The following is a 23,748-nucleotide window of genomic DNA, read 5'->3' on the forward strand; positions in this document are numbered from 1 at the left end:
CGCACCCCGGATACGGAAAAACCCCCGATTTCTCGGGGGTTTCCATGGCGGTGACGGTGGGATTTGAACCCATATTGATCAACGCCAGACTAAGCACTCACCGTCAGATTCAGCGGAAACACGGGGCATTTGGGCACATCTGCACACATCAGTTCACAGCGCATCGCATGCGTTCCGTTACTGCTGCGTTACCGCTGGAGCGCGGCAGCACGCTGACGGTGTAGTGCCGAAGCCACATCATCCAGATCGTCGTCGAGCAGGTCGGCGTATGTGTCGAGGGTCATAGCCGCACTCGCATGCCCGAGCATCCTCTGTATGGCCTTCACGTTCGCGCCAGCACTGATCGCCAATGACGCTGCCGTGTGTCGCAGATCATGGGGCGTGACTCGAGGCATGACGGCACGAACGTTCTCGCCGCGCGCCCGCGCCTCAGCGGCATCCGCCGCATCTTCGCGGCGAGCCCGCTTGCAGGCACCTGCGAACCATCCGGACTGCGCATTGCCCTGCCGAAGATAGCCGCCGGTCGCGGCGGGGAAGACCAAGTCATCCGGTCGCTTATGCGAGGTCGCTCGCGCCATCGCGTCATCTAGGAAGGCCGGATACACGACGGTTCGCCTCTCGTGGGTCTTCGGCGTACCGACGACGACGTGTCCATTGACAGTCACCGCATTGGAAGTGATATTCAGTCTGCGACGCGACAGATCGATGTCCGCGACCTTGAGCCCGGTGGCTTCTCCCCAACGGAGCCCCGTATAGGCCAAGAAGCGCACCAGGTCCGGGTAGAGCGAAGCGTCCGCAAGCCGCTCAACTTGCTGATGGGTGAGATAAGCCCTCGCCTTCGGGACCTTTCGAGGCGTCTTCACGTCCCGTGCCGGGTTCGATTGGAGTCGCCGGTCCCGCACTGCACCGTCGAGAATCGCGGCGAGCACGCCGTGACATCGCTTGACGGTTGTCGCCGACCGTTTCCGGCTCATCTCCGCCACCCACGCGGAGACCTCCGTGTGGCGGATTGTGCCGACTTGGCGACCTCCCCAGACCGGCTCGACGTGGACTCTCCACGCGCTCTCATCGCTGTGCAACGTCGACGGCTTGACCGCCGCTCCGTGCGCCACGAGCCACGCTGCACCAAGCGTGCCGACCGTGACGCGTGATTCTCCCGGCGCGATGTATGCCCCCTGAAGCTTCGCCGATTCCACCGTGGTAAGGTATGCCTCCGCGTCGCGCTTCCTCATGAAGCCGCCCTTCCGAGCAGTCTTCCCGTCCGGCTTGCGGTACCGCGCCTCCCACCGCCTGCCTTCTTTGGTCTCGTACGAGTAGGCGCTGCCCATCGGTCCTCCGCCAGTCTTGCTCTCAGTGTGGGATGCGAGCTTATGGCACACCACTGACATCTGTAGCGACACTGCACCCACGACGCCGACTGCAGCTTTCTGCTCGCAAACGAATGAAAACGTGTGCTACGGTGTCGACCTACACGATTCTGCAGCCCGAAAGTAAAAGGCTAGTTTCCGAATCCCTTTCAGGTTGAGCCCCACTCGGGCGGCAGCCCTCCTGGAAGCTTCGGGGATGCAATAGAGACGGTGCATCCGCACCAACCGCTTCACCACCATTGGCCGGTTCACGACGACCAGATGGAGCGGATCTCTTGGAGAGAAAACCACCTCCAAGGGATCCGTATGCCTACTCCGACCTCGCTCCCCGCTCCGTCAGTCCTCTCGACGCTCATCACGCCGGCGGCGCTCGCAGAGGCACTCGGCACCACTGAGCGCACTCTGAGCGAATGGCGTATTCGCGGCACGGGTCCCGCGTTCATCCGTGCGGGCGGCAGGGCCGTCCGCTACAGACCCGAAAGCGTGGACGAATGGCTGATCGCGCAAGAGCGCCGCAGCACTGCTGAAGAGCTCAGCGCCTGACCGTGGATCCCAGCGCCCCTTGGACTCACGTCGACCCGCCCGTCAGATCTGCTGCACCCCGCGCCCCGCCGCGCGCGACTGAGGTTCAAACGCCCAGTCGCCAGTTGCCAAGATGCACCAAAGGATGCCGCATGAGAATGACCACTTCACAGCTTCGAGCGAAGCAGATCGCCGACCTGCAAGCCCAGCAGGCCGCGTACGAGAGGAAGGTTGAAGAAGCCTTGAAATCCGCGGGCTATGCGCGTTGCGCAGTCGTTGAGGACTTATACGAGCTGATGGGGATTGAAGCTTCCCAGCGCAAGCGAAAGAACCGCAACGGAGAGATCATCCAGGTCCTTTCCGACAGGGATGAATCGGATCGCACGGCGCGTCTTATCGAAGCGGTGTCCTCCTTGCTCAACTCGAGCGAGCCCCTCAGCGCTCCGCTTTTCCCGCCTGCCACCTCGGCCTGAACACCGGTTGGCGGTGCGGAGGCCTCGACTTCGCACCGCCAACCTATCCCGCACTCTTGGGGTGTCGTCGTCTAGCCAGCTACCGAGCGGCAAGACAGGTCGAGACTCGAACAGCAGCATTCGCCAATTGAAGACCCTGCAGGTACAACGTGTGGATGCCACACTCCTTGGCTAAGTGCTTGAGTTAGCTCGCTAAGCGTGAGGTAAGGCGCCCCGGTTCCTCGATAGCGGTCGCGAATGGACAACTCGTTCTCGACCACCCACTCGTGCAGGCGGCCAAGCTTGGACACATCCCTTGGACGCAAGCCGATCACGCAGTCGCTAAGCACTACGCGTCCGACGTCGATCTGGAGCGGCGCCTGCCACCGGCCCACCCGCGAAAGACATACGAGGGGCGCGTCGTCACCTAGGTGCGCTGGAGCAGAGTCGCAACGCTCCTTCTCAAATTGACGCATGGATGTCGTGTGCAGCAGCGGCAGTAGGTCCGAGGCGCTCGCAACCCGGCTGCGATTTTGGTGGACGGGAACTCGACCGCGCACCACTTCAACGCAGCTACACCCGTCGATAGCTTCCGTGGTCGCTCGTACCTCGTGCGCGATGCGCGGCGGCGGCGCGACGGCGTCTTCAGCTGCTCGTCGCGTCAACTGAATGATCGTTGTCGCGACACGAGCGCCAGGAAACGAAGATGTGCCTGGCGATCCCAACCGATCTACGGAGAAGTCCTGTCGGATAGCATCCCAAAGCTCACGGTTACGCTCCGCCTCAACCGCACCGTTCGGCAGTATCGCGACGAATCCCGCTGCGGGATTGAAGGACTTGAGCGCCGTTATCAGAAACTCGACCGCAGGTGCGACCGCCCCCTCAAATGATCGGTATGAAGCAGACGTACCACCGTTGCCACGGTATGAGAATGGAGGATTCAACAGCACCGCAGCGAGGCCAGCCCGCGCCGCCCGCGCGGCCGCGGATGCGGTTCGGGAACGACTGTCGAGGAAGTCGGCGTTGCTCACGACCCATGCCGGGTTCTCTCTGCGCAGCCGACGAGTTGTTTGCGAGTCGACATCGATCGCGGCGAGCCTGACGGAACTGCCGAATCGTTTCTCAGCAGCTTGTAGAAGCGCTCCCTCTCCCGCCGCCGGATCCAGCACCAGGCCATTCAGGTCCAGGGGCAGTGACGAGACCATCTGCTCGGCTAACCACGTGGGGGTGTAGTAGGCGTCCCGTTTTCTAGGCATCCGCACGCCATCGCCGGTGGTGTGCCATGAACCCTGAGACGTCATACACATACATTGATCGCGAGCCAACAGTCCGGTTCGCGGTACGCACCGGATGATCGTAGATCAATTCAACAGCGTCCATGTGGTCGATCGCATACAAGACCGCCCCCAGCGCGTGCGGTTTCGTACCGATAGGAGCCACCCGCAGATAACGACTACCTGCGGAGTGGTGGATTCGCTCAAGCGCTTGATAAGCCTCGAAGGGACAATGTGCGGCAGCGAACTCCACTCTGTCCTCCATCCTGTCCCGATCTAGCGTTTCCTTGTTCGCGATGTAGGACTGCATCGAGTACTCGAGTCGGAACGCAGGGATGCCAACCACGGGGGACGTCACTCGAGAATCCACCTCCTCCTGATCGAAGATGTGCTGCAGGCGAGCGCCTTCAAACCCGAGGAGCGGCGCGAACGTCCCCCGGTCGTCTGCTCTGCGACCGATTCGCGCAAACCCTGGCAAGGGTTCGATTCCGCGATTCGAGCTCAGGTCGTAGAGCGAACCCGGCTCTTGATCGTGCTTTCGATAGTCCTGCGGCTCCGCATACAGCGCGACCAGTGCACGTCCGGCGCGCAGCAACGTCCTCACGAGTGGCGCCCACACACGATGCTCCAAACTCGTCAAATCGATAGCGACCACCCCGGTCATACGAGCGACGAGCGATTCAAGATCGGCAGTCTCGTGCAGATTGAACGAATCAGTCCACGGAACGACATGCAGTATCGCTTCATCGACCAGCGTCACACAGTGGAGATCGACGCCAATCGTCGACAACTGCGATGCTGCCGTCCGAGCTCGATCCTCATCGATCGTCTCCCCGTAGATCAGATGTCTGATGGCGAACCGCCCCAGCTCGTGACTCGCAACCTTGAACGTGTACGACACCTCGTCGAGATGGAGCATGTCATACACCTAGCCCGGCGAAGAGATCCAATTGGTCCGGGGGAGCGCCTCCGTCATCATTGCTCGAGGACAAGATGCGCTTGAACGCCGCGGTCGCGGTCTCACGCTGCGTCAACGCGATTAGGTCATCCGCAGGAATTGTGAGTCGACGCTTACTTCGATGGCTATAGACGAACGCGGGAGCCAGCACAGGGTGGAGTTGATAGTCAAGCTCCGGCGGCCGCCCTCGTTCCGCAGCCTCTTTATTGCCGACGAAATCTACGAGAACACCCTGACCAACCGCCTCAGCCAGTAGCGCGTCAACACTTGCCTCGGGGACGGTCGCGCCAGAATAGCGAACTCGGAACTGCACGACTTCCGGCGTAGTCAAGGCACTTGAACGAGCGAGCGACCCAAACAGTCCTCCGAGCCCGACCGTGAGTCGAGTCAGTGCAACCCCTCTCGTCGACCAGCCCTGAAGATCGCGAACGGTGATCTCCCCGACACGCTTTGCCGCGAGCGTCTGACTCAAGGGTGACACGGGCTCTTCGAGCCCTGCACCTTCCTCAACGTGGCGGCGCAACGCCTCTTGGACAAGCCTAAGAAGATAACGAATGTTCCCATCTGCGAGTTGGCGGTAGGTGCGCCATCCCGTGTAGTACTTACGTTCCCCAACACTGCGCTGTCGAACGGTGAACAACACCGCGTGATTGTAGTTGCCGACACGCGTCTTCCACTTAGACGGCCATCGGAGAGCGAACCGTACGACGTCAATCACCTGTTCGCTGTGAAGCTCCGCCCATCGAACGATCAACGCAGCCTCAACGAGGTTCCGATCGGCCGCGAAGGCCACTTCTTCTTCCGACCCACCGTCAGACCGGACCTCGTGAAGCAGAGTCTCCTTGAGTGCCTCTGCGCCCAGAAGCTCCGCTTCCGCATCCAGCGTTAGCCCCGGCAGCAGCTGGTCGAGCGGCAAATGCGCCAGCCCCTCGGAACTGAGGCGGCGGGTGATTACGGATTCGGCAAACTTCTTGAATCCAGCGTCCTTCAGCCGAGTCACGATGTCGATTGTGGCGAAGTCAGCGGTGTCCTGAAGCGGCTGGCCCTCGATCATGGTCGCTCGCTCGATCGCGACCTTATTACGGACCCCAATCTTGAAAGTGAAGGGCGCTCCTCCAACCTGCTTCACGAGCGTATTGAGAAGCCGCTGTTGGTCTGCCGAGAGGTTTTCGTACTCATCCACGCAGAAGACGAACGGCTTGGAGAGAGAAACCTGGAGGCCGCCGAGTGCCGCAAAGAGGTACTCGATCGGCTTGCCGAGGATGGACGTTGGCAACGTGGCGAGTTCAGACACACGCCCGTTGACCTTCGATTCAATCTCGACAATGGCCATGTCGATGTTGGCCTGTAGCGACTGAAGGCTAGCGGCGTTCTTCAGTCCGCAAGACCCCGAGAACATCGACATGTGATGAGTGTCGATGTCGACAGCCTGCCCATTGGATGCCAGCCACACGGCGTACTCAACGACGAGCGAGCTCAAACGAAGATTCAAGTAGTGAGCAAAGACGCGTTCCCATGTCGTCGAGTCGATCCCCTTGCCACGAAAAACCGACACGACCGTAGGCTCAGCCTTCCAGTAGCCACCAATTGATTCCCAATCGCGCGGGTCAACGCTTCCCGAGAGTTGATGTTGCCCGCGGAAGCCGAGAGCGCGCAAGGTCGTCGTCTTCCCCGTGCCTCGACCTCCGACGAGGAATGTAGGCGTGATGCCGGCGAGCTGATGCACGTAGACAGGCAGAGCAAGTCGACCATACAGTTCGTCGTCGTCTGAGTATTCCGCGCGTACAGAGCCCAACGCCCGGTTCAACTTCTCCAGAACGTTGCTATCAGTCATCGCTGATCAAAGGCTTCCATGTTGGCGAGGGGCGGGCTGGTTGAAGGATGGGCAGAGTGTTATTCGGGGCCTTGTCCTGAAAACTCACGGCAAGACCTTGCGCTTTGTAACCCAACGGGCCATCTGCGTCGAGGCCGGTCGAGGGAGCGTGGCGCGTCGCGACCTCAATGAGATGCTCACGAAGGCTGTCTGGGACAAGTCTCGTATCAGGAGAGTTTGCGGAGTAATCCTCGCCAAGGAGGTACGCGGGATGCACGACCGCTTCTGTTCGAGCCTCTATCTGAGCCTTGGCGAGTTCGGTCGCGACGATCGGAACAAAGTACACAGCCCCAAGGCGCTGCTCAGCGGCAAGCTTCCTCAGAGAGGATCTCCCAGCCTGAGTCGAGTAGACGCGCTCCCAGTTCGCAATAAACTGTCCCCCGGTTCCGCTGATGTCGTCCAGGAAAACGATCGGTCGAAGCGTCTTGGCGCTCAGCAACTCGTGGATCAAGCGCTCGCTGTCGATGCACCTGGCGAAGCCCAACGCGCGAGCTGTTCGCAGGTATTGATATCCCGAGGCCGCGCCATCGCCCGCGAATGAAAGCGGGATCGAGGCGATCGCCTCCCCAAGGAATCTCTCCCACGCCTCGACCCGAGCGGACGCATCCCCGAACTCGGGTCGCGTCGATAGCGATCGGATGGTTGAACTGAGTGCGGCGATCCGGTGATCATCGTTGATGAAGACGAAGGAGTCAAGAAGCGCGTGCGCAACCTCACGGTCAATCCCGTGCTCAAAGTTCTCGACCCAAGCCTCGACATGGAGGTTTCGAGCCTTGGGCCAGACGCGGATACGCGAGAGGTAACGCCGAGCTTCGACGATGTCCCTCTCGTGGGTCATGAGTGCTCCTGGATGTCAGCGCGACACGGCCGACTTCCTGGCGATCGAGCCTGCGTCGGCGACGGGTGGCCGCTAGGAACTCGCCGTCAGCTAGAACCTAGCAGAGACGCGGACGGCCCCTGCGAGGCGTGCGCTCCGGACTCTTTAGCGAACCCATTACCGGCCGGCTCCGGATAGGTCACTTGATAGAGCGTCATACAGATAAACTGCTTGCCGTCTATGCGATAGGGTGATGAAACGCTCATATACGAGCAAGCAGTGGGCCGGTCTGCTAGGAACTCGATCGAGGTGGACCGACAGATGGCAGCGACCGGAAACGCGAAGAAGCAGACGACGAGTCACACGCGCCGAAAGAAGACGACCTTCGGTGAACGCCGCAGCATCCGCTTCAGCGAAGAGGAGGAGCGCAGCGTTCAGGACCTGCGCGAAGCGATCGCGGTGCGGTCAGGACGCGCGTTTGAGGACGTCACATTCAGCGAGGCCGTTCGACTCCTAGTGCGCGACAAGAAGAGCGCTGCAGAGATCGAGGCCCGCGCTCTCGCCATTCAGCGCGGCGGCGGGAACGCATCCGAGTGGGGCCTCTGGGCGATCTCGGAGCGACTCGGATACGAGCTCGCGCCGATGCGGCGGTACATCGCACGCATCGGCGGCGACCTCAATCGAATCGCTGGTCGGCTTGCCAAAGAGGAGAAGATTCCCTACGAGGAACTCGCAGATGCTCTGCAGGCCGCGGCTGACCTGCGGCATGTCCCCGATGACATCGAACGGCGCATCGCTCACCTAGTGCAACGCGGTCTTCCCGAGCGAGGCGTGAAGTAGATATGGCTGTCGTGATGGCGAGCTCCACACGCTCCGCCGACGACCTCATTCGTTACGTCCTCGAGCCCAAGAGCGATCAGCGCGGCGAGCGCTACGTGATGGCATCCGGGACGGGTGGGCTGCTCGTGTCGCTGGCCCGGGACCAGATGCGAGATGTCCGCGAGAGGTGGGGTAAGAACGAGCCCGGGGCGTACGTGCAGGCCTATCACGTCATCCAGAGTTTCTCAGCAAGAGATGAGCTCGACCCGGCCGATCCGAGCGATTGGATGACCGCACAGGACCTCGGGATTGCACTCGCCGAAGAGGTGTTCGCAGGACGGCAAGTGCTCGTCGTTACACAGCGGGATGGCGCCGGCGGTTGCCTCCACAACCACTTGGTCGCCTCGAGCGTGAACACTGAGACGGGCGACAGCTTGAATAGTTCGGTGGTCATGCATGCGCGTCTGGTCGAGACGCACGAGGCGGTTCTGGAGCGCGAGGGATTCCATCAGCCCGACGATTTGAGACAGGCATACACCGACGCGCTGGATCGCCGCGATCGTGGCGAGTCCAGCAGGCTCCGCCGCGCGCCAACGAAGGAGCAGCGCGCACTGATCGAGGCAACGCGCCACGCACAGTGGCAAGCCTTGCGCGCGACTGCCGAGTCGGGCACAGCACGTCGGCTCGAGCCATTCAGCTTGCTCGTTCTGAAGCACCGCATCGACAGTGCAGTGACGGCCCGAAGCACGACAGACTGAGTCACGTTTGTCACAAACGCGCGGACCGAAGGGGTGAGCGTGGAACGCGCGGAGGGAGATGATCTCGTGTCGTTTGGCATGATGCGTCGAATGCACGACGGATCCTTCCGCGCGCCTACGGCCAGCGATCGCCGCCGCGGTTCCACGATTGGCGAGGGTTACACCGTAACTGCCCTCGAACAACGGATCACCAGCCAGCTCGACGCGATCGCGAGGTCTGCGCGCACGATGACATTCGTCTTGACCGCGGAGGACGAAAGAGAAGTCGAGGCCCGCATGGCCATCTACTGGGCCGAGTTCGAGAATGAGCGCGCAAAACCGTTCCGCGCGCGGGGGTCGCTTGAACAGCAGCCTCCGCGAGACATCCCGTCAGCGGCGACAGGCGATGCGGATCCGAGCGACTCTGCGACTGGCGCACCGACGAGCGACCTGCAGAGAGAACGCGACTTGGACGACCTCCGCGTAGAGCTTGAAGGCAGCTCTCCCGGAAGTCTCCCAGCGCCGGTCTCTGCCGGCGCCAACGATAGCCTCAATCTGTCTGATCCCAGCACCGAGATCTGCGCTGACTACGAAGCTCCGCGGTCAACTCCGACGTCACCCGCACCCGAGAACCGCGATGCTAACTCGATCGCGGAGGCGAGACGACGTCGACCAAGACGACAGGCGATGTTCGACTTCGATTTGCAGGACGACACCTCGCCGCGTGTTGAGGGCGAGCTGGAACTATAGTCGACGGCTATCGACTGCGGAGATCCGGTACCGGCTTCGGAAGAAGATCCTCAATGGGCACCTGAAGGACCTGAGCGATCGAAAGGACTGAACGAAGCGCGGGGTTGGCTGCTGTGCCCCGCCGGGATTCACCGCTCTCGTACTGGCGGTAGATGAAGCGGCTCAGGCCAGCGCGAGAAGCCACTTCCTCCTGGCTCAGTCCCGCCTCGAGGCGAAGCCTGCGCAATTGCACCGAGAGCCCCAGGACGAACCTCTGCCACTCTGCATCCGCTGCGCTCGCGCCGTCCGTCACATCTTCAAGCGTTGCGAGAATGGCAGCCTTGTATGGGCTTACGCGTAAGCCATAGTGTTGTGCGCGGGGAGGCGGATCCGCAACGCATGCGAGATCGGCCACGCCCCCCCCTTTCGGCCGAGCGACGTGCGCAGGCTGTCGGGACGACGGAGTAAGAGCGAAAGGACGATAGCGGCGATGCCCAATCCGCGATCAAAACGCAAGTCCGCCACCTGGTGGGGCGGTAAAGGCTGCCCGCCGGCCGCATGGATCGCAGCATTCGACGACTTCACCCAGGGAGCTTCCGGCCGCGAATGGGGCCTGGCAGCCTCGCTATTCGTCATGCACCATCATCGCAAACACTCTGAGGGGCCGACCTTCCGCGAAGTGTTCGAGCACCTTTTACCCGAGACAAACGGAGCGCCTTCGCTTCTTGCCGGGTGGGAGCCATCCGAGCGGTTGCAAACCGTCCACCGCTTCAGGTACTTCGTTCTGTCGAAGTGGAGCCAGCGAGGGTTCGTCGAGTTTGACAAGGGTGTCAGCCGAAGCCTCCGCACGGGGCCACAGTTCCGAGAGATCGCGATCCGGGAACGCCGCATCCAAGACCTGGTTCGCAAAAAGCCCCCGCGATCTGGGCGCGGGCCGAGCGACGCCGTGGCGGCTGCGACGCTCGCCCCGGAGGGCGCGGCGGCTCGACTTCGCATCACCGAGACCGCGTTGAGGCGCCTTACAAAGGCGGGATACCTCCGCCGGGTCACACACGAAGGTCAAGCGCTCTATCCGTCCTGGCAGTTCTCACCCCAGCCGGATAAGCCTGTCGTCGCCGGCATAGAGGTCGTCGCCCCCGCCATCCCGGAGCACTGGCCGTTGGCCGCAGAACACTACTTCATGGCCGCCCCGCGTATGGAACTTGCAGTCGACGGTCGGCACCGCTCCCCCAGCGACTGGCTCGACCTGGGCATGAATCCACACGTCGTCGCCGGCATTCTCGAGAAGTACTCCTATGACATCGGCCGTTGAGCACGCGGCGGGCGCGGGATCGGAGCCATGGACTCAAGCCGACGCTGACACAGTTTCGGAGTCCTTGAATCTGCTCATTGAGACGGCTGCGCAGCAGGGGCGCGACGGAAAGCTGGTGAGCGCTCTGTTGACCACTATGACGGCGTTCATCGCAGACCGGGGTGCGGACGTCCTCGCCCCGCCAGATCCGGAGGATCCGGGGCGCCGGCTCCGCCCTGAGTTCAGAGCGCGAATCGACGCAATTGTCGACTCTCTGAGTGACGACGAGACCGCCGCCTTCCTCGGGATCGGCGTGCGACAGGTGCGGCGACGCGCGCATCAAGGAGCGCTCTACTTCTTCACCGTGGGAAAGCGACGCCGCTACCCCGCATGGCAGTTCGATGAACTGCTCGGTGTGCTCCCCGGTATTCGCGACATCTTGCGGGCTATCCCGGAGGACTGGACTCCCGAGCGAGCACAGCTGTTCATGTCTGGGGTAGGTGCCGAGCTCACGATCGCCGACAAGCCGATTTCGCCGCGGACCTGGCTGATTGTCGGCTTAGACCCGATGGAAATCGTCAACCTGATCCGGGAGGGCACGGAAGAGAATGGATAAGCGATCATCGACGCCCGAAGAGGCGAAGCGCGCACTCGCTGCCATCGACAAGGGCCACCAACTCGAGGGTAAGCAGCTGAACGCGCGCGATCTCGACCGCGCTCAGCGCATTCTGACGGGAGAGCTCAGCCCGGAGGAGGCTCGGACCGAGCTGCGGGAAGCGCTGGACCTGGTCATCGACACCGAACGAAGGCACGTGGAGGCCATTGGCTGGACGGACGCGGCGCCCACTGGGGCTCTCGCCCGCCGCCTGACGGCGGTCCTAGGGCCGACGCTCGTGTCCACTCTCGCCGGCTCGAAGGACCTCCGCACCGCCACAGGGTGGGGCTCTCCGGATGGGCCGCTGCCGAGTGCTTACGCCTCGCTTCGGCTGGAATGCGCCTACGACGCCTGGCAGAAGATCAGCACCGCTGAAGGCGACGACGTCGCTAGAGCGTGGTTCGTCGGCAGCAATCCCTGGTTAGGAAACGACTCACCCATCACGGCAATCCGCGAGGGCCGGTTCGTGGACGTAGCCAACGCGGCTGAGGCGTGCGCGAACGATTCATTCAGCGGGTAAGCAAGTACGTCACGGCTGTCCAGCATTCCTGTGTTCGGAGCTTCGCGGCCGTGGACTCTATCCGGTCGCGGCACAATGCGTCGGTTGGCCGTGAGCGTTCGATAGGTTCAAGGCATGTCCCGGCACTTCGACGATCCCGGCCTTTGGGCCGGGCAGCTTGAGGCGTACGAGCCCGCCGTCGCGAGCATCATCCTCCGCGCGCCCCTTCAGCGCGCAAGATCCTCGGGCGCCGGTGCGTTCTTGGGCATCGCGGACGATGGTCTGCAGTACTGGTTCAAAGTGCCTGGCAACCCCCAGGGAAACTACGTTCTCGCGAATGAAGTGATCGTGGAGGGCGTCGGCGCGCTCATCGGCGCTCCGGTATGCAAGAGGGCTCTTGCCACAATCACCACCGCATCGATGACGTGGGACATGTATCCCGGACCGCCCGTCCCGAACGCCGTGACCGCGCACGCGTCCCGACACGTTGGTGGCGCCATCGACGACGATGCTCTCGGCTACACCCGGCGAGACGACAACGCGCGTAGGCAAGCGGCGCTCGTCGCGTTGTGGGACTGGTGTCTCGGCGACGACGAGCAATGGTTGTATGAGGCTGCCGCGCAGTCCTCCGTCTGGTCGTACGATCACGGGTTGTGGTTCACCACTGGGGAGGGCGACTGGGACTCCGAGGTCCTGCGCAGTCTCGAGGGCATCGATGGATCCTTCCGGCAACCACCGTCAGGCCTGAACGAGCAGCGGCTCTTGGAGGTCGCCGATCGCATCGAAGCAGTCACCCCAGAGGAGCTTCTGCGGGTGATGTCCCAGGTGCCCGTAGAATGGGGTATCCCCAGCGGCGACCTGGAAACGATGGGGTGGCTTCTGTATCGACGGGCACCGGCAGTCGCCCAGCGAGTACGAGGACTCGCCTCGCTCCCCACAGCTACCCAGACAGGAAATCCACGATGAACGAGCCATACCTTTATTGGCTCGTTCGCTATGTGCCAGACGTCGCCCGAGGCGAGAGGGTCAACGTGGCCGTCATCGTCGGGCGCGACGGTGGCGACTGGGCTATTCGATCTGCACCAAATCTTCGTCGCGCCAGTCGTATCGGCGGCGACGCGCAAGCGATCCGGCCCTGGCTCGAAAGTCTCGAGCGCTCCGTGCGCGACTACGAGCATCCCCCGCTTGCATTGTTCGCATCGCTGGAACCTCAAACGGTGAGCCGAGCGTGGCTCTCGCTGCTCTCTCACCGCTTCAACAACACACTTCAGCTCAGCAGCCCTGCGCCCGTGGAAGCGGTGTCTGCAGAGGACGCGGCAGGCTTCCTCTATTCCGTTCTCGTAGCTACCCCCGACATCAGCCCGCGTTCGAAGACTCGAACCCGGCTCGTCCAGCACCTGAGCGACCTGTATCTGCGCACGAGCAGCCTCGAGCTCGGAGAATCATTACTGAGACGACCTCGAGCCCTGGTCGGCAAGCAGCGCGGTCGTTTTGATTTCGCCGTCGTCGATGATCACGTCGATCAGCTGTCGCATGCGTTCGCGTTCGACGTGAAGGACACCGATTCACTGGAGCAGGAACTGCAGTCGTGGAACTTCGTTGTCACGCGGCTGCGGGATAGCGGCGCGATCGTCGCGGCCGGTCAGGAGGAGCGCACGGCCGAATCCGACGTGCCGGTCTCGGTGGTATTCCAAGAACCTCCTCGCAGCGCGGACTCTCGGACGTGGGACGTCTTCGATGCCGCCCTCGAGGCCTGGCGCACCCTGGGCGTCGACGCCGTGCCGGGATCCGAGATGGACCGTATCGCGGTCGAAGCCCGGGATCTTTTCCACGCCTAGAGCTCGCACATCACTCACGACCGGCTGTCCATGCGTTGAGCGACGGGCCCGCTTCAGGACGGTGCCCCACCCTCGGCAAGGCTGAGTTCGGCGCCTTCGATTCGGCGAGCCCGCCCCCGGGCCTGATCTGCTCACCGACGACCAGACCCCCGCGATCCCGTTCGGCGACAGCTCAAACGCCGCACACCGGCTCGGCCCTATCTCACTTCAACGTCTAGCCCATTGCCGACGATAACAACAGTTATCCAGATTATCGGCGCGAACCCCTTCTCAGTTCTCCGCCCGGCCGTTTACCGACGATAAGACCACTCATCGCAACTATCCGGCGCAACTCTTGCCATCTTGCGAGCCCCTGTGCCAGCTTGTTGTACGTTCGCGAGCGGGCTGCGCAGCTCGGGGGCGGGTTCACAGGTTTTCCGGTTTACGCCATACCTACTTCAGCGACCGCGTAGCCACGGTGTTCTGGCCGCGGAGTAACATCTGTATCGGTAGGTTCGGCACGGTCTCTCGGAGCGCGGCGAGCCTCTCCCACGGGCCCTCCCCGAGAAAGCGGAGCGCGACATCAAAGGTCGCACCGCCCCACGCCTCAACAGCGAGCAACTCCGGTGTGACGCGGACCCCGTACGGTGCGATCCTGACGAGGTCTTTCGTGCGAACTCATGTCGCGAATAGAGACTGATGCGCGTCACAGTAGGTCGTCTCCGTGACGCCCAAGGCCTCTTGCGCGCAGAGCGGTCGCGAAGCCTCGCGGTCCAAGTTCGAGTAGCCGCGCACGGTGCCCGGCAATTACGGGCTGTGAGTGGGTCGAGTTCAGGCAACTTCATTCTGGGCTCCCCGAACCCGGGACGACCGCTCCTCATTCTCACCCGCCTGCTTACGCAGCTTCGGCCAGCGACGGCCAGCTGGGTCGGGCGAGCCGCGCCCTGACGGGGTAACCGATACATGAGAGTCCCGGTCAAACGCGCCCCAGCCGGACGCGCCTCAGTCGAGTGAGGCGCGTCCGGCAGCGGTGAAGCCGACCCGTCGGTGTGGGTCGAGCCGGTCAACGAGGGGTTCCAGGATGCGGGCGAGAGAGCCGAGATCCTCCTCCGACAGCTGGTCCATCACAAGCTCCTTCGCGAGCGCGATGTGGTCAGGAACCGCCCGGACGAGCGCCCGCCGCCCCGTCGTGGTGAGACGAACGTTCACGACCCTAGCGTCCGTCGTTCCCCCGGCGCGTTCGACGAGGCCTCGAGCCTCCAGCTTACTCAGAACGCGTGACAGACGAGGAGGCGTCGCATTCACCGCCGCAGCGAGATCCTTCGTCCGAAGAGCGCTCTTCGAGGCCTGCCTCAGGGTGCCGAGGACCATGAACTCGAAGTGGGTCAAATCCGCGTTGGACTGCAGCTGCGCATCAAGCACTGCAGGAAGGAGCTCCGCCATCCAGACCAGCGCAAGCCAGGCGCGCGACTGCTCCTCCGTCATCCGCGGCACCGTGTAAGTCATGATTTCGTCAGCCTACGGGAATAGATGCACCTGCAACCAGGTTCACCTTGATAGTTGTATATGCAACTGAAACTGATCAGGAGGAAAGAACATGGCAAGCATCTCCGTCATCGGAACGGGAAACATGGGGTCGGCCATCGCCAGCATCGCAGCGAAGGGCGGCGCATCCGTGCAGGTCATCGCACGCGACGCCGCCAAGGCAAACACTCTCGCAGCCCAGTTCGACGGCACTGCCACCGCGTTCGGAGAGACCCTTGCCGGCGACATCGTCGTGCTCGCCCTTCCCTACCCCGCGCTCGAAGACGTCATCACGGCCTACGGGGAGCAGCTGAACGGCAAGATCGTCGTCGACGTCACCAACCCCGTCGACTTCGACAGCTTTGACGCACTCACCGTCCCCGCCGATTCCTCCGCCGCCGCGCAACTCCAGAGCGCACTCCCCCACGCGAAGGTCATCAAGGCCTTTAACACCAACTTCGCCGCCACCCTCGGCAGTGGCGAAGTCGGAGGCGTCCCCACCACCGTCATCATCGCCGGGGACGACGAGCAGGCCAAGACTTATCTCACCGAACTCATCTCGTCGGGCGGCGTCTCCGTCACCGACGCCGGTTCGCTCAAGCGCGCACGCGAATTGGAAGCCGTCGGCTTCCTCCAGCTCGTCCTTGCTGTCCGCGAAGAGATCGCATGGACCGGAGGTTTCGCGGTCCGATCCTGACGCTGTGACCGGCGGGCGCAGCCTTGCGTCACAGCTCGCCCGCCGTCCGCCGTCCGCCGTTAGAGATACGACACCCGCTCAATAATCAGCTGCGGGCAAGGCGGTCTTCTGGATTACACGATCGGCATCGCGTTGCGCCCGTCGAGACGGTGCCGCGTATCGACGTAACACGTCGATGGACGCGTTCGCACCCTCGCACTCGTCGAGATCACGACCACCCAGGCGCTCGGACGTCAACCTACGAGCGGGCATTCGCCCTTGGCTAAGCGCGTCGAGCGATAGGTCATTGTCACTCGGCGAAAGTCACTGCACTGAGCGAGAACGTGCCAGCCGCCGATGGCGGGCCTGGATTCGACAATCCCGCTCAGGACTGGCGGCGCGTGATCTCTGCCATGGCCGACCAGTCGAGAGAAGCCAGCTCCTCATCGCGCAAGGTCTGTTCAAAGATCTCGGTGAGCACCGGTGCGGTCGGCAATGCTGCTCGATATTCTCCTGCGGCGGCTCGAGCCAGCATCAGGTCTTTGAGCCCTAGCTCCGCGGAGAACCCCACGGGCTTGTAACCGCGCTCCGCGATCATCTTTCCGTATCCCGTGTAAGCACTTCCGGTGTAGGCGGCATCCGTCAGAATCTCGACGAAGGTGGGCCCGTCGACACCTCCCCGCTCGATCAGATTAACGGACTCCGCCAGAGCCTGTAGCGTGTGGATCAGGTTGTAGTTGACGCCGATCTTGACCAGATTCGCACGCTCGGGCTGATCTCCCAGGCGCCAGGTGCGCTTGCCGAGAACGCTCAGGAACTCCTCGGCGCGATCCAGGGCCGCCTCGGGGCCGGCGGCGACGATGTTCAGACCGCCGCTGGCCGCCAGGTGCGGACGTCCCAACACGGGGGCCGCGACGTAGTCGACCCCGGCCGCATTGTGCCGCTCGACCAGCTTGCGCACGGTGTCAAGGCTCAGCGTCGACATGTTCACGTGCACCGAGCCGGCCGCAGCGCGGAGCGACTCATCCGTGAAGACCGCGTTGGCGGCCGCATCGTTCGCGAGCATGGAGATCGCGACCCCGGCGCGAAGGGCCTCGGCTGGTGTCTCCGCCGCGCGAGCCCCGGCGGCGACGAGTGGCTCCAGTGGACCGCTCGAGCGGTTCCACACGAGCACGTCATGCCCGGCATCGATGAGCCGGTGAGCCATGCCTGCACCCATGGTGCCGAGGCCGAGGAAACCAACAGTGGTCACGAGAAACTCCGTTCGGTGGTGAGGGGAGAGAGAACAAGCTCAGGGTGAGTATGCGGTCGTCGAGCCGCGCTCGATGAACTCGGGGTCAAGCGTCTGACGGACTTCGGTCGGCCGCACTCCTTCTAGGAGATCGAATGCGATGCGCGCACTGCGACGCCCCAGCTCGAAACCGGGCATACGCACCGTCGTGAGCGGCGGGTTGAGATGGTCGACGAGCGGCGCGTCGTTGTAGCCGACCACCGAGATGTCCTCAGGACAACGCAATCTAGCGGCTCGAATCGCATCGATGGCGCCGATCGCCATCAGGTCGTTGTGCGCGAAGATCGCCGTCGGCCGCCTATCGGGCGGCTGCCGAAGAAGCATCTCGGCCTGACGTCGCCCTTCCTCGACGTTGCTGTCCGGCGCGTGGGCACCGGTCGACACGTCCGCAGCTTCTGGATGCTCACGGAGAGCCTCCTCGAACCCCCGCGCGCGCTCGACGAACGAAGAGATCTGGAACGTACCGGGAATCTGGGCGATGCGCCGGTGGCCCAGGGACAGGAGATGGTCGACCGCCACCCTGGCACCGACGAAGTCATCAGGCAACACTTCGAGATGGCGTCGTTCGATGCCGGACTGCGCCGAGGAACTGAATCCTCGCACCGCCAGCACCACCGGAACACGCCGCTCGAGGTCTGCGACGAAGTCCTCATCGTCGACCTGCGCGGCGCTCAGGATGATGCAGTCCACCTGATTGCGCAGCAGCCGTGTCACGACGCTGCGGAGTATCGCCGGGTCATCGTGGGTTTCGGCGACGAGCGGCGTGTATGTGCCAGTGCGGGCTTCGTGCTCGATCCCCCGCAGCAGGGAGACCACGAAGGAGTTGGCCAAGTCGGCGACGACGACACCGATGGTGCCCGTCCTTCCCCGGCGAAGACTCTGTGCGACCGCGTTGGTGCGGTAGCCGAGCCCCTCGGCGATGGCGACCACCCTCGCCTTGGTCGCATCGCTCACGAGGTGGGACTGGTCATCGCTCAGTGCTCGCGACGCAGTGGCGACATGGACGCCGGCCTCACGGGCGACGTCCTTCAGATTCGGTACTCGAGATTCGGCCATCTTCGCACTGTAACGCCCGTTGATTCGTCCCCGGCGCAGGGAGTCCGCGCTCCGCGTCATGCGGACCGATCCCCTGGGGTCTCGGTCCGCACGATCGACGCCGTCACTCTGACCCACGCTCTCGTGAGATGTTTTCCCTCGCTCAGTACGGGTTGGCGACCATGAGTTCTTCGGCAGGGTACTTCGTGAGGATCACCGGGCCGTCCTCCGTGACGACGACCTCTTCTTCGATGCGCGCGGCAGAGTAACCGTCGCTCGCAGGGCAGTAGGTCTCGACCGCGAACACCATTCCGGTCTTGATCTCGACGGGTTCGCGGTAGCTGTTCAGTCTCGAGATGACCGGTCGTTCGTGGAGTCCGAGCCCGAGGCCGTGGCAGAACTGCAGCCCGAAGGCCGACAACTCGTCATCGAAACCGAGGGACTCCGCCGTGGGGAACAAGGACGCGATCTCGTCCGAGCCCACGCCCGGCTTGATGGCGGCGATGGCGTTGTCCATCCACTCCCTCGCGCGGGAGTAGGCGCTCTTCTGCGCGCCCGTGGCGCGGCCCACGCTGAACGTGCGGTAGTAGCACGTGCGATAGCCGTTGAACGAGTGGATGATGTCGAAGAACGCCTGGTCTCCCGGACGGATGATCCGATCGGTGAAGTTGTGCGGGTGCGGGTTGCATCGCTCGCCGGAGATCGCGTTGATCGCTTCCACCTGGTCAGACCCGTACTCGTAGAGCTTCTTCGCGGCCATGGCGACGATGTCGCTCTCGCGCACGCCAGGTTTCAGCGCCTCGACGATGTCGGTGTACACACCGTCGACCATCGCCGCCGCCTGGTTCAGCAACATGATCTCGTCGGAGCTCTTGATCTCGCGAGCATCGAGCATGTGCTGCTGGGCATCGACCACCGTGAGACCCTGGCGCTGCATCTCGAACAGGAAGGGAGGCTCGACGATGTCGATCCCGACGGGTGCATTGTGCAGACCCATGTCCTTCAAGATGCCCTTGATCTCGGTCACCGCGTCGACCATGAGACCCGCCGTGGGAGCTACCGCGCCTCGGAAGCCGAGGAAACCGGGGTGGTTGTGATCCTGCTTCAACCACGGCGAATAGAGCTGGTGGTGCTTCACCGCGGAACCGAAGTCCCACAGGTGCGGCTCGCCACCTCGTGTGAGCAGGGCGTACCGGATCATCTTGTCGCCCAGAGCGCCGCCCACCCAGGACGACGTGGTGTAGCGGATGTTGTAGAAGTCGAACAACAGGAACGCCCCGCATTCGCTCGCTTCCAGGGCCGCTTGCGCGCGCTGGAGGCGGTAATCCCGCAGGCGGGAGAAGTCGACCCGCATCTCGTAGTCGACACCCATCTGCCCGGGCGTCAGGAGCGGTCGGGGAGTGTTGGCGGCTTCGGCCATCAGTGGCGGCCTCTCTGTCGGGACGGTTGTCGTAATTGACGTTACCGCAAATTCAAACGATTGCATTCATGTGTGGAAGCCGATTCCGGAGGGGGGATCGCCACCGCTTCCTCACGGAGATCACGGGGAAGCCATCTGGCGTCCGACTCGCCACCCGACCGCCGAACGAGGTGGGCTGGACAATGCTGTGACGCGTGGAGCGCAGACAGCGAGCCGCAGGGTGGGCTTCCTTGCTCATGGAGCGAGGAAGCCCACCCTGTCGGCCGTCAGCGCACCGCGGCGATGCCGTCGATCTCGATCGTGGCACCGTTGTAGAGCGAGTGGACACCGATGACGGTGCTCGCGGACGGCGTCGTTGTGTTGATGATACGGTTGCGCGTCTCGCGCCAGGTGTAGAGCTTCTCCTGGTCCAGCTCCGTGATGTACACGTTCACGCGAACCAGGTCGTCGTACGTCACGCCGGCGGCGTTCAGAGCGCGCTCGAACTCGCCGTACGTGAGCTCGATGGCACGGACGAAGTCGGTGGGAACGGACCCGTCCTCTTCGAAGCCGACCTGGCCCGAGATGAAGACCAGCTCGCCCGCGGTGACGCGAGTGCTGTCCGAGATACCGGGAACCACGGGCGCCGGGATGCGGGAGATGCGTTCGTTGGTCATATTCATTGCTCCTTTATATTGCGGATGGCCTGACGGGCTTTACTCGTCGCGTCCGTAGACGACGCAGAACGGGACGGAGGACGCAGGAAGCGAGGATCGATCCGAGAGTGTGTGCCACCGGCGATTGTGATAAACGAGCGGCACGGGCTCCTTGTCGACATCGTCGCCATGCTTCTTGGACTCGATCGCCTCGACGAGGATCAGGGTCGAGCCGTTCGCATCCACACGCTGCACGACCCGGCCGCGCAGCCAGTGCGCCCCCGGATAGTACGGCTCACCGGTGGGGAGCCGCCCCCACTCGACGTCTGGGCTGAATCGGTCGACACCGCGCTGCGCCCCCAGCTTGGCCAGCGCGACCTGATCCGCGGCGAGCATGTGCACGACGACCGTCTCAGCTTTGAGGATCGTCGGCGTGCTCGACGAGAGGGCCGACGCGGAAAACACGAGAGTCGGCGGATCGATGGACACGGACGCGACAGAGCTGACGGTCATCGCGACCGGCCCGTCGCCGGCGTCGGCGGTGACGATCGCGACGCCGGCCGGATGCGACCGGAAGGCGAAGCGGAAGTCGTCGGCGGAGATGGCGGAAGGCGTCTCAGTCATGGTCATTTTCATACCGTTCACTTGGTTGGTTTCGAAGTCGGGTACAGATGGGGACTCATACGACGGGCAAGACGAAACGGGCATCGCCTTCACGGCCCACCATGACCCTGCCCAGAGCCTCGTAGCCGCTCGCAGAGAGGGTGTGCCCGTGTCGGGCCGCCGCTGCCTGGTCGCGCCAGATCCGCTGAAGAACCGACGAATCGGCGAACCCTGCGGAACCGTGCGCCGTCACGAGGTCGCTGATGAGCTGAGTGATCGTATCGATGACCCAGCCCACCTTCGCGCGCAGGGCGATCCGGTCGGCATACGGCGCATAGTCTCCCCGCTCTGCCGTGCGGTAGATCTCGTCGGCGACCTGTTCTGCCAGCGCTTCGGCCGCGGCAAGCTGCACGGCGGCCTTCGCGAGCGTGTACTGGAAGATCGTGGAATCCGCCTGACGGTCATACCCCGTGAAGGCGATCGACTTCGTTTCCGCCGCCGCTACGACGAAGTCCAATGCCGCGCGTCCCATTCCGAGGTGTGGCCCCACCAGGTTCATGAAGAGAGAGGGCACGAACATCGTCCGGTACGAGGTCCCGTGGTTGCTGCTGATGTACTCGCCCTCGATCGCGGCAGTCAACCGGAAGATGCGATGACTCGGCACGAAGACATCGGTCGCGAGCTGAGTCACGCTCGCGGTCGACTTCATTCCGGCGACGAACCAGTCATCTTCGAACGTGAGGTCCTCGCGCGGGATCAACGCGACACCGGCGTCGACGATCTCGCCCGCACCGTTCTTGAGTGGCACACCGAGGAGCGACCAATCCGCCTCGCGGCTACCCGTGCCGTACGTCCATCGACCGGTGATACGGAATCCCCCGTCGACGGCGACGGCTTCCGACGTGGTGGCCAGCACGATGGAGACGAGGGCGCCCACCTTCCCGCGCTCACCCCAGACGTCTTCCTGTGCCTGATCGCTCATGAGGCTCAGCACCCACGCGCCGGTGTTGTAGATGCCGGCCATCCAGGCGAGACTGCCGTCGCCTGCGCCGATCGCGCTGGTCACAGCCTGCACGTCGCGGGTACTGGCTGCGAGCCCGCCGAACTTCTCCGGTGCAGACACATTGAAGGCACCCGTGGCGCGCACGGCTTCGAAGACACGCTCCGGAACGCGTCGAGAGAGATCTCCTTCACGCCCGCCTTCCGCGAGCTCCGGGCGGAGCCTCGTAACCTGGTCGACGATGTCGGCGGTCGATGGTCGAACAAGTGTGTCAGACATGGGTGTTCCTCCTCGGGGCGGTTGATCGTTTGGAGCGAATGGCGGAGTGCAAACGATTGCTATCGCCTGATGGTAAGCCGAGATTGTTGCGGTGATGTTTCGCGGTCATGGGTGGTCGGCGGCGTCGCTCGCGTTGGGATGCCGCCTTCTGCGCGCTATGCATCGAAGACCTCCGGGTGTCGAGCAAGTTCCAATCGACTGCGGCGGATGTGCCGTCGGAGCACCTGCTCAGCCTCTTCGACATCTCGCCGACGAAGAGCCGTGACGAGCAGATGATGGTCGTGGTGGACCGCATCGTCGCCCTCACGATAGAAGAGACGTGTCGCGGTCCGCCGATAGTGCTGTGTCCGATTCCACAGCCGGAAGACCGTCTCGCCGAGCACGGTGGTCTGCACCGCCTGCAGGCTCGAGTGATGGAACTCGCGGTCCAGGAGCAGGAAGCGCTCGACATCCGACGTGCTCGCCATCGCATCAGCGAGGGCATCCATGCTGTCGATCACCGAGTCCGGGAGGAGGGGGACGTTCAAGCCCAGAAGCAGCGGCTCCAGGCTCTCCCTCATGCGATACATCTCTTCACAGTCCGACACCGTGAGCCTCGACACCCAGGCCCCGGTGTTCGCGACGATCGTCACGAGGCCCTCTGCCTCCAGCATCCGCAACGCCTCGCGGACGGGCAGCCGACTGGCGCCGAGCTGATCGGCGAGTTGGCCCTGACGGATACGCTCGCCCGGCGCGTACTCGCCCAGCAGGATGGCATCGCGCAACGTCGCCGCGATGCGAGCGCCGGTCGCGCCATGAATGAGAGTGCTGTTCGCTATCGACATGCGGGGCTCATCGTTCGGGGTGGGCCGGGTGCCAGAGCAGCCGGTCGGATGACTGTTCGTATGCCTTGCCTTCAGGGAAGCTCACGAGCTCGAACTGCAGACCCCACGGGCTGGTGAAGTAGACCCAGCGCTGGCCTTCCGCGGCCTGGGCGCTGGATGTCGGCGAACCCATGACGTCGACGCCGTTGTCCTTCAGGTAGCGCACCGCCTCGTCGAGCTCATCGACGTAGAACGCGATGTGATATCCGCCGAGGTCACTGTTGCGCGGGTGGGGGGCCTGACCATCGGCAGCCTCGTACAGGAACACCTCGAAGTTGGCCCCGTTGCCCAGGCGGAAGAAGCGGATCTCGCTGATGACGGTGCGCGGATGCACTCCCAGATGGGTGTGCATCCAGTCATCGTCGGACTGCTTCGACCCGAGGGTGTAGACGCGGTCGCAACCGAGGATGTCGACAAGGAAGCGCTCGGCTTCTTCCAGATCCGGGACGGTGAATCCGATGTGATCGGTCCCGCGGATGCCGGGGATACCCCGACGCACGGCCTCAGCCATAGTGGACTCCTCTGTCACTGCAAAATTGGATACACCGTACCCACATCCGGAGTCTACGACGGAGTATCCACTTATGCAATCGTTTGTATTGTATCCGATAC

Annotated in this window: 25 protein-coding genes and 1 pseudogene; 11 read left to right on the plus strand and 15 right to left on the minus strand. The window is 63.3% G+C overall.

Going from position 1 to position 23,748, the window contains the following annotated elements:
- Positions 1-188 precede the first annotated feature (188 nt).
- A complete protein-coding gene (locus tag MRBLWH13_RS12565; RefSeq protein ID WP_341933458.1) occupies positions 189-1,328 on the minus strand; it encodes a site-specific integrase in 1,140 nt (379 codons plus the stop codon).
- Between the two features lie 345 nt (positions 1,329-1,673).
- Between MRBLWH13_RS12565 and MRBLWH13_RS12570 the strand changes: the two genes are divergently transcribed.
- Both MRBLWH13_RS12570 and MRBLWH13_RS12575 read left to right on the plus strand, forming a co-directional pair.
- Complete coding sequence (locus MRBLWH13_RS12570) at positions 1,674-1,910, plus strand: helix-turn-helix domain-containing protein (RefSeq protein ID WP_341933457.1); 237 nt, start codon at positions 1,674-1,676, stop codon at positions 1,908-1,910.
- 137 nt (positions 1,911-2,047) lie between these two features.
- Positions 2,048-2,362 carry a hypothetical protein gene (locus tag MRBLWH13_RS12575; RefSeq protein ID WP_341933456.1) on the plus strand — a complete coding sequence of 105 codons (315 nt, stop codon included), beginning with the start codon at positions 2,048-2,050 and terminating at the stop codon, positions 2,360-2,362.
- A gap of 1,227 nt (positions 2,363-3,589) precedes the next feature.
- Here MRBLWH13_RS12575 and MRBLWH13_RS12580 read toward each other — a convergent pair.
- From MRBLWH13_RS12580 to MRBLWH13_RS12590, 3 genes are read right to left on the minus strand one after another with little or no spacing between them, the layout of a single operon-like run.
- Complete coding sequence (locus MRBLWH13_RS12580; RefSeq protein ID WP_341933455.1) at positions 3,590-4,534, minus strand: hypothetical protein; 945 nt, start codon at positions 4,532-4,534, stop codon at positions 3,590-3,592.
- A gap of 1 nt (position 4,535) precedes the next feature.
- On the minus strand, positions 4,536-6,407 hold the full coding sequence (locus tag MRBLWH13_RS12585; protein WP_341933454.1) for a hypothetical protein: 1,872 nt from the start codon (positions 6,405-6,407) through the stop codon (positions 4,536-4,538).
- Complete coding sequence (locus MRBLWH13_RS12590) at positions 6,400-7,284, minus strand: hypothetical protein (RefSeq protein WP_341933453.1); 885 nt, start codon at positions 7,282-7,284, stop codon at positions 6,400-6,402. The genes MRBLWH13_RS12585 and MRBLWH13_RS12590 overlap by 8 nt, the downstream gene beginning before the upstream one ends.
- Before the next feature lie 300 nt (positions 7,285-7,584).
- Here MRBLWH13_RS12590 and MRBLWH13_RS12595 point away from each other — a divergent pair, with 300 nt between their 5' ends.
- Genes MRBLWH13_RS12595 through MRBLWH13_RS12605 form a run of 3 tightly spaced genes read left to right on the plus strand, consistent with a single transcriptional unit; the run spans position 7,585 to position 9,569 of the window.
- Positions 7,585-8,103 (plus strand): hypothetical protein, encoded by a 519-nt coding sequence (locus tag MRBLWH13_RS12595; RefSeq protein ID WP_341933452.1) that lies wholly within the window; start codon positions 7,585-7,587, stop codon positions 8,101-8,103.
- 2 nt (positions 8,104-8,105) lie between these two features.
- Positions 8,106-8,840, plus strand: coding sequence for a relaxase/mobilization nuclease domain-containing protein (locus tag MRBLWH13_RS12600; protein ID WP_341955342.1), 735 nt, complete (start codon positions 8,106-8,108; stop codon positions 8,838-8,840).
- Positions 8,841-8,879: 39 nt separating this feature from the next.
- Complete coding sequence (locus tag MRBLWH13_RS12605) at positions 8,880-9,569, plus strand: hypothetical protein (RefSeq protein WP_341955343.1); 690 nt, start codon at positions 8,880-8,882, stop codon at positions 9,567-9,569.
- Between the two features lie 7 nt (positions 9,570-9,576).
- On the opposite strand, the gene MRBLWH13_RS12610 is transcribed toward MRBLWH13_RS12605, so the two are convergent.
- Positions 9,577-9,963 (minus strand): helix-turn-helix transcriptional regulator, encoded by a 387-nt coding sequence (locus MRBLWH13_RS12610; protein ID WP_341955344.1) that lies wholly within the window; start codon positions 9,961-9,963, stop codon positions 9,577-9,579.
- Between the two features lie 75 nt (positions 9,964-10,038).
- On the opposite strand from MRBLWH13_RS12610, the gene MRBLWH13_RS12615 reads away from it, so the two are divergent.
- The 5 genes from MRBLWH13_RS12615 to MRBLWH13_RS12635 all read left to right on the plus strand — a co-directional run bounded on the left by MRBLWH13_RS12615 (position 10,039) and on the right by MRBLWH13_RS12635 (position 13,831).
- Positions 10,039-10,860 carry a hypothetical protein gene (locus tag MRBLWH13_RS12615; RefSeq protein ID WP_341936249.1) on the plus strand — a complete coding sequence of 274 codons (822 nt, stop codon included), beginning with the start codon at positions 10,039-10,041 and terminating at the stop codon, positions 10,858-10,860.
- Positions 10,844-11,455, plus strand: a complete 612-nt coding sequence (locus tag MRBLWH13_RS12620) for a helix-turn-helix domain-containing protein (RefSeq protein WP_341933449.1) — start codon at positions 10,844-10,846, stop codon at positions 11,453-11,455. Before MRBLWH13_RS12615 ends, MRBLWH13_RS12620 begins: the two co-directional genes overlap by 17 nt.
- On the plus strand, positions 11,448-12,014 hold the full coding sequence (locus MRBLWH13_RS12625; RefSeq protein ID WP_341933448.1) for a hypothetical protein: 567 nt from the start codon (positions 11,448-11,450) through the stop codon (positions 12,012-12,014). Before MRBLWH13_RS12620 ends, MRBLWH13_RS12625 begins: the two co-directional genes overlap by 8 nt.
- 114 nt (positions 12,015-12,128) lie before the next feature.
- Positions 12,129-12,959 (plus strand): hypothetical protein, encoded by an 831-nt coding sequence (locus MRBLWH13_RS12630; protein ID WP_341933447.1) that lies wholly within the window; start codon positions 12,129-12,131, stop codon positions 12,957-12,959.
- 65 nt (positions 12,960-13,024) lie between these two features.
- Positions 13,025-13,831 (plus strand): hypothetical protein, encoded by an 807-nt coding sequence (locus MRBLWH13_RS12635; RefSeq protein ID WP_341955345.1) that lies wholly within the window; start codon positions 13,025-13,027, stop codon positions 13,829-13,831.
- Positions 13,832-14,284: 453 nt separating this feature from the next.
- On the opposite strand, the pseudogene MRBLWH13_RS12640 reads toward MRBLWH13_RS12635, so the two are convergent.
- Positions 14,285-14,664: pseudogene (locus MRBLWH13_RS12640) on the minus strand (pyruvate carboxylase); the annotation flags it as partial.
- 148 nt (positions 14,665-14,812) lie between these two features.
- On the minus strand, positions 14,813-15,316 hold the full coding sequence (locus MRBLWH13_RS12645) for a MarR family transcriptional regulator (protein ID WP_341955346.1): 504 nt from the start codon (positions 15,314-15,316) through the stop codon (positions 14,813-14,815).
- Between the two features lie 91 nt (positions 15,317-15,407).
- Here MRBLWH13_RS12645 and MRBLWH13_RS12650 point away from each other — a divergent pair, with 91 nt between their 5' ends.
- Positions 15,408-16,031 (plus strand): NADPH-dependent F420 reductase, encoded by a 624-nt coding sequence (locus MRBLWH13_RS12650; protein WP_341933444.1) that lies wholly within the window; start codon positions 15,408-15,410, stop codon positions 16,029-16,031.
- Between the two features lie 364 nt (positions 16,032-16,395).
- Here the strand turns inward: MRBLWH13_RS12650 and MRBLWH13_RS12655 are convergent, their stop codons facing one another.
- From MRBLWH13_RS12655 to MRBLWH13_RS12690, 8 genes are all read right to left on the minus strand, one after another.
- Entirely contained in the window at positions 16,396-17,262 is an 867-nt protein-coding gene (locus MRBLWH13_RS12655) for an NAD(P)-dependent oxidoreductase (protein ID WP_341955347.1), read from the minus strand.
- A 39-nt stretch (positions 17,263-17,301) separates the two neighbouring features.
- Complete coding sequence (locus MRBLWH13_RS12660) at positions 17,302-18,231, minus strand: LacI family DNA-binding transcriptional regulator (RefSeq protein ID WP_341955348.1); 930 nt, start codon at positions 18,229-18,231, stop codon at positions 17,302-17,304.
- 268 nt (positions 18,232-18,499) lie between these two features.
- Positions 18,500-19,756, minus strand: coding sequence for a Xaa-Pro peptidase family protein (locus MRBLWH13_RS12665; RefSeq protein ID WP_341955349.1), 1,257 nt, complete (start codon positions 19,754-19,756; stop codon positions 18,500-18,502).
- Positions 19,757-20,022: 266 nt separating this feature from the next.
- Positions 20,023-20,412, minus strand: a complete 390-nt coding sequence (locus tag MRBLWH13_RS12670) for a RidA family protein (RefSeq protein WP_341933440.1) — start codon at positions 20,410-20,412, stop codon at positions 20,023-20,025.
- A 39-nt stretch (positions 20,413-20,451) separates the two neighbouring features.
- Complete coding sequence (locus MRBLWH13_RS12675; RefSeq protein ID WP_341955350.1) at positions 20,452-21,015, minus strand: flavin reductase family protein; 564 nt, start codon at positions 21,013-21,015, stop codon at positions 20,452-20,454.
- Between the two features lie 55 nt (positions 21,016-21,070).
- Complete coding sequence (locus MRBLWH13_RS12680; RefSeq protein ID WP_341955351.1) at positions 21,071-22,273, minus strand: acyl-CoA dehydrogenase family protein; 1,203 nt, start codon at positions 22,271-22,273, stop codon at positions 21,071-21,073.
- Between the two features lie 155 nt (positions 22,274-22,428).
- On the minus strand, positions 22,429-23,097 hold the full coding sequence (locus MRBLWH13_RS12685; protein WP_341955352.1) for a GntR family transcriptional regulator: 669 nt from the start codon (positions 23,095-23,097) through the stop codon (positions 22,429-22,431).
- Positions 23,098-23,104: 7 nt separating this feature from the next.
- Entirely contained in the window at positions 23,105-23,647 is a 543-nt protein-coding gene (locus tag MRBLWH13_RS12690; protein ID WP_341955353.1) for a VOC family protein, read from the minus strand.
- Positions 23,648-23,748: the final 101 nt, after the last annotated feature.

Origin of the sequence: Microbacterium sp. LWH13-1.2, assembly GCF_038397735.1 — a bacterium.
Lineage (GTDB): Bacteria > Actinomycetota > Actinomycetes > Actinomycetales > Microbacteriaceae > Microbacterium.

Excerpts from the sequence above, each read along its gene's own strand:
- MRBLWH13_RS12595 (WP_341933452.1), top strand. The coding sequence starts at position 7,585 with ATGGCAGCGACCGGAAACGCGAAGAAGCAGACGACGAGTCACACGCGC.
- MRBLWH13_RS12585 (WP_341933454.1), bottom strand. The coding sequence starts at position 6,407 with ATGACTGATAGCAACGTTCTGGAGAAGTTGAACCGGGCGTTGGGCTCT.
- MRBLWH13_RS12650 (WP_341933444.1), top strand. The coding sequence starts at position 15,408 with ATGGCAAGCATCTCCGTCATCGGAACGGGAAACATGGGGTCGGCCATC.
- MRBLWH13_RS12565 (WP_341933458.1), bottom strand. The coding sequence starts at position 1,328 with ATGGGCAGCGCCTACTCGTACGAGACCAAAGAAGGCAGGCGGTGGGAG.
- MRBLWH13_RS12580 (WP_341933455.1), bottom strand. The coding sequence starts at position 4,534 with ATGCTCCATCTCGACGAGGTGTCGTACACGTTCAAGGTTGCGAGTCAC.
- MRBLWH13_RS12600 (WP_341955342.1), top strand. The coding sequence starts at position 8,106 with ATGGCTGTCGTGATGGCGAGCTCCACACGCTCCGCCGACGACCTCATT.
- MRBLWH13_RS12575 (WP_341933456.1), top strand. The coding sequence starts at position 2,048 with ATGACCACTTCACAGCTTCGAGCGAAGCAGATCGCCGACCTGCAAGCC.
- MRBLWH13_RS12675 (WP_341955350.1), bottom strand. The coding sequence starts at position 21,015 with ATGACTGAGACGCCTTCCGCCATCTCCGCCGACGACTTCCGCTTCGCC.
- MRBLWH13_RS12630 (WP_341933447.1), top strand. The coding sequence starts at position 12,129 with ATGTCCCGGCACTTCGACGATCCCGGCCTTTGGGCCGGGCAGCTTGAG.
- MRBLWH13_RS12590 (WP_341933453.1), bottom strand. The coding sequence starts at position 7,284 with ATGACCCACGAGAGGGACATCGTCGAAGCTCGGCGTTACCTCTCGCGT.
- MRBLWH13_RS12615 (WP_341936249.1), top strand. The coding sequence starts at position 10,039 with ATGCCCAATCCGCGATCAAAACGCAAGTCCGCCACCTGGTGGGGCGGT.
- MRBLWH13_RS12665 (WP_341955349.1), bottom strand. The coding sequence starts at position 19,756 with ATGGCCGAAGCCGCCAACACTCCCCGACCGCTCCTGACGCCCGGGCAG.
- MRBLWH13_RS12625 (WP_341933448.1), top strand. The coding sequence starts at position 11,448 with ATGGATAAGCGATCATCGACGCCCGAAGAGGCGAAGCGCGCACTCGCT.
- MRBLWH13_RS12690 (WP_341955353.1), bottom strand. The coding sequence starts at position 23,647 with ATGGCTGAGGCCGTGCGTCGGGGTATCCCCGGCATCCGCGGGACCGAT.
- MRBLWH13_RS12680 (WP_341955351.1), bottom strand. The coding sequence starts at position 22,273 with ATGTCTGACACACTTGTTCGACCATCGACCGCCGACATCGTCGACCAG.
- MRBLWH13_RS12645 (WP_341955346.1), bottom strand. The coding sequence starts at position 15,316 with ATGACTTACACGGTGCCGCGGATGACGGAGGAGCAGTCGCGCGCCTGG.
- MRBLWH13_RS12570 (WP_341933457.1), top strand. The coding sequence starts at position 1,674 with ATGCCTACTCCGACCTCGCTCCCCGCTCCGTCAGTCCTCTCGACGCTC.
- MRBLWH13_RS12685 (WP_341955352.1), bottom strand. The coding sequence starts at position 23,097 with ATGTCGATAGCGAACAGCACTCTCATTCATGGCGCGACCGGCGCTCGC.
- MRBLWH13_RS12670 (WP_341933440.1), bottom strand. The coding sequence starts at position 20,412 with ATGACCAACGAACGCATCTCCCGCATCCCGGCGCCCGTGGTTCCCGGT.
- MRBLWH13_RS12620 (WP_341933449.1), top strand. The coding sequence starts at position 10,844 with ATGACATCGGCCGTTGAGCACGCGGCGGGCGCGGGATCGGAGCCATGG.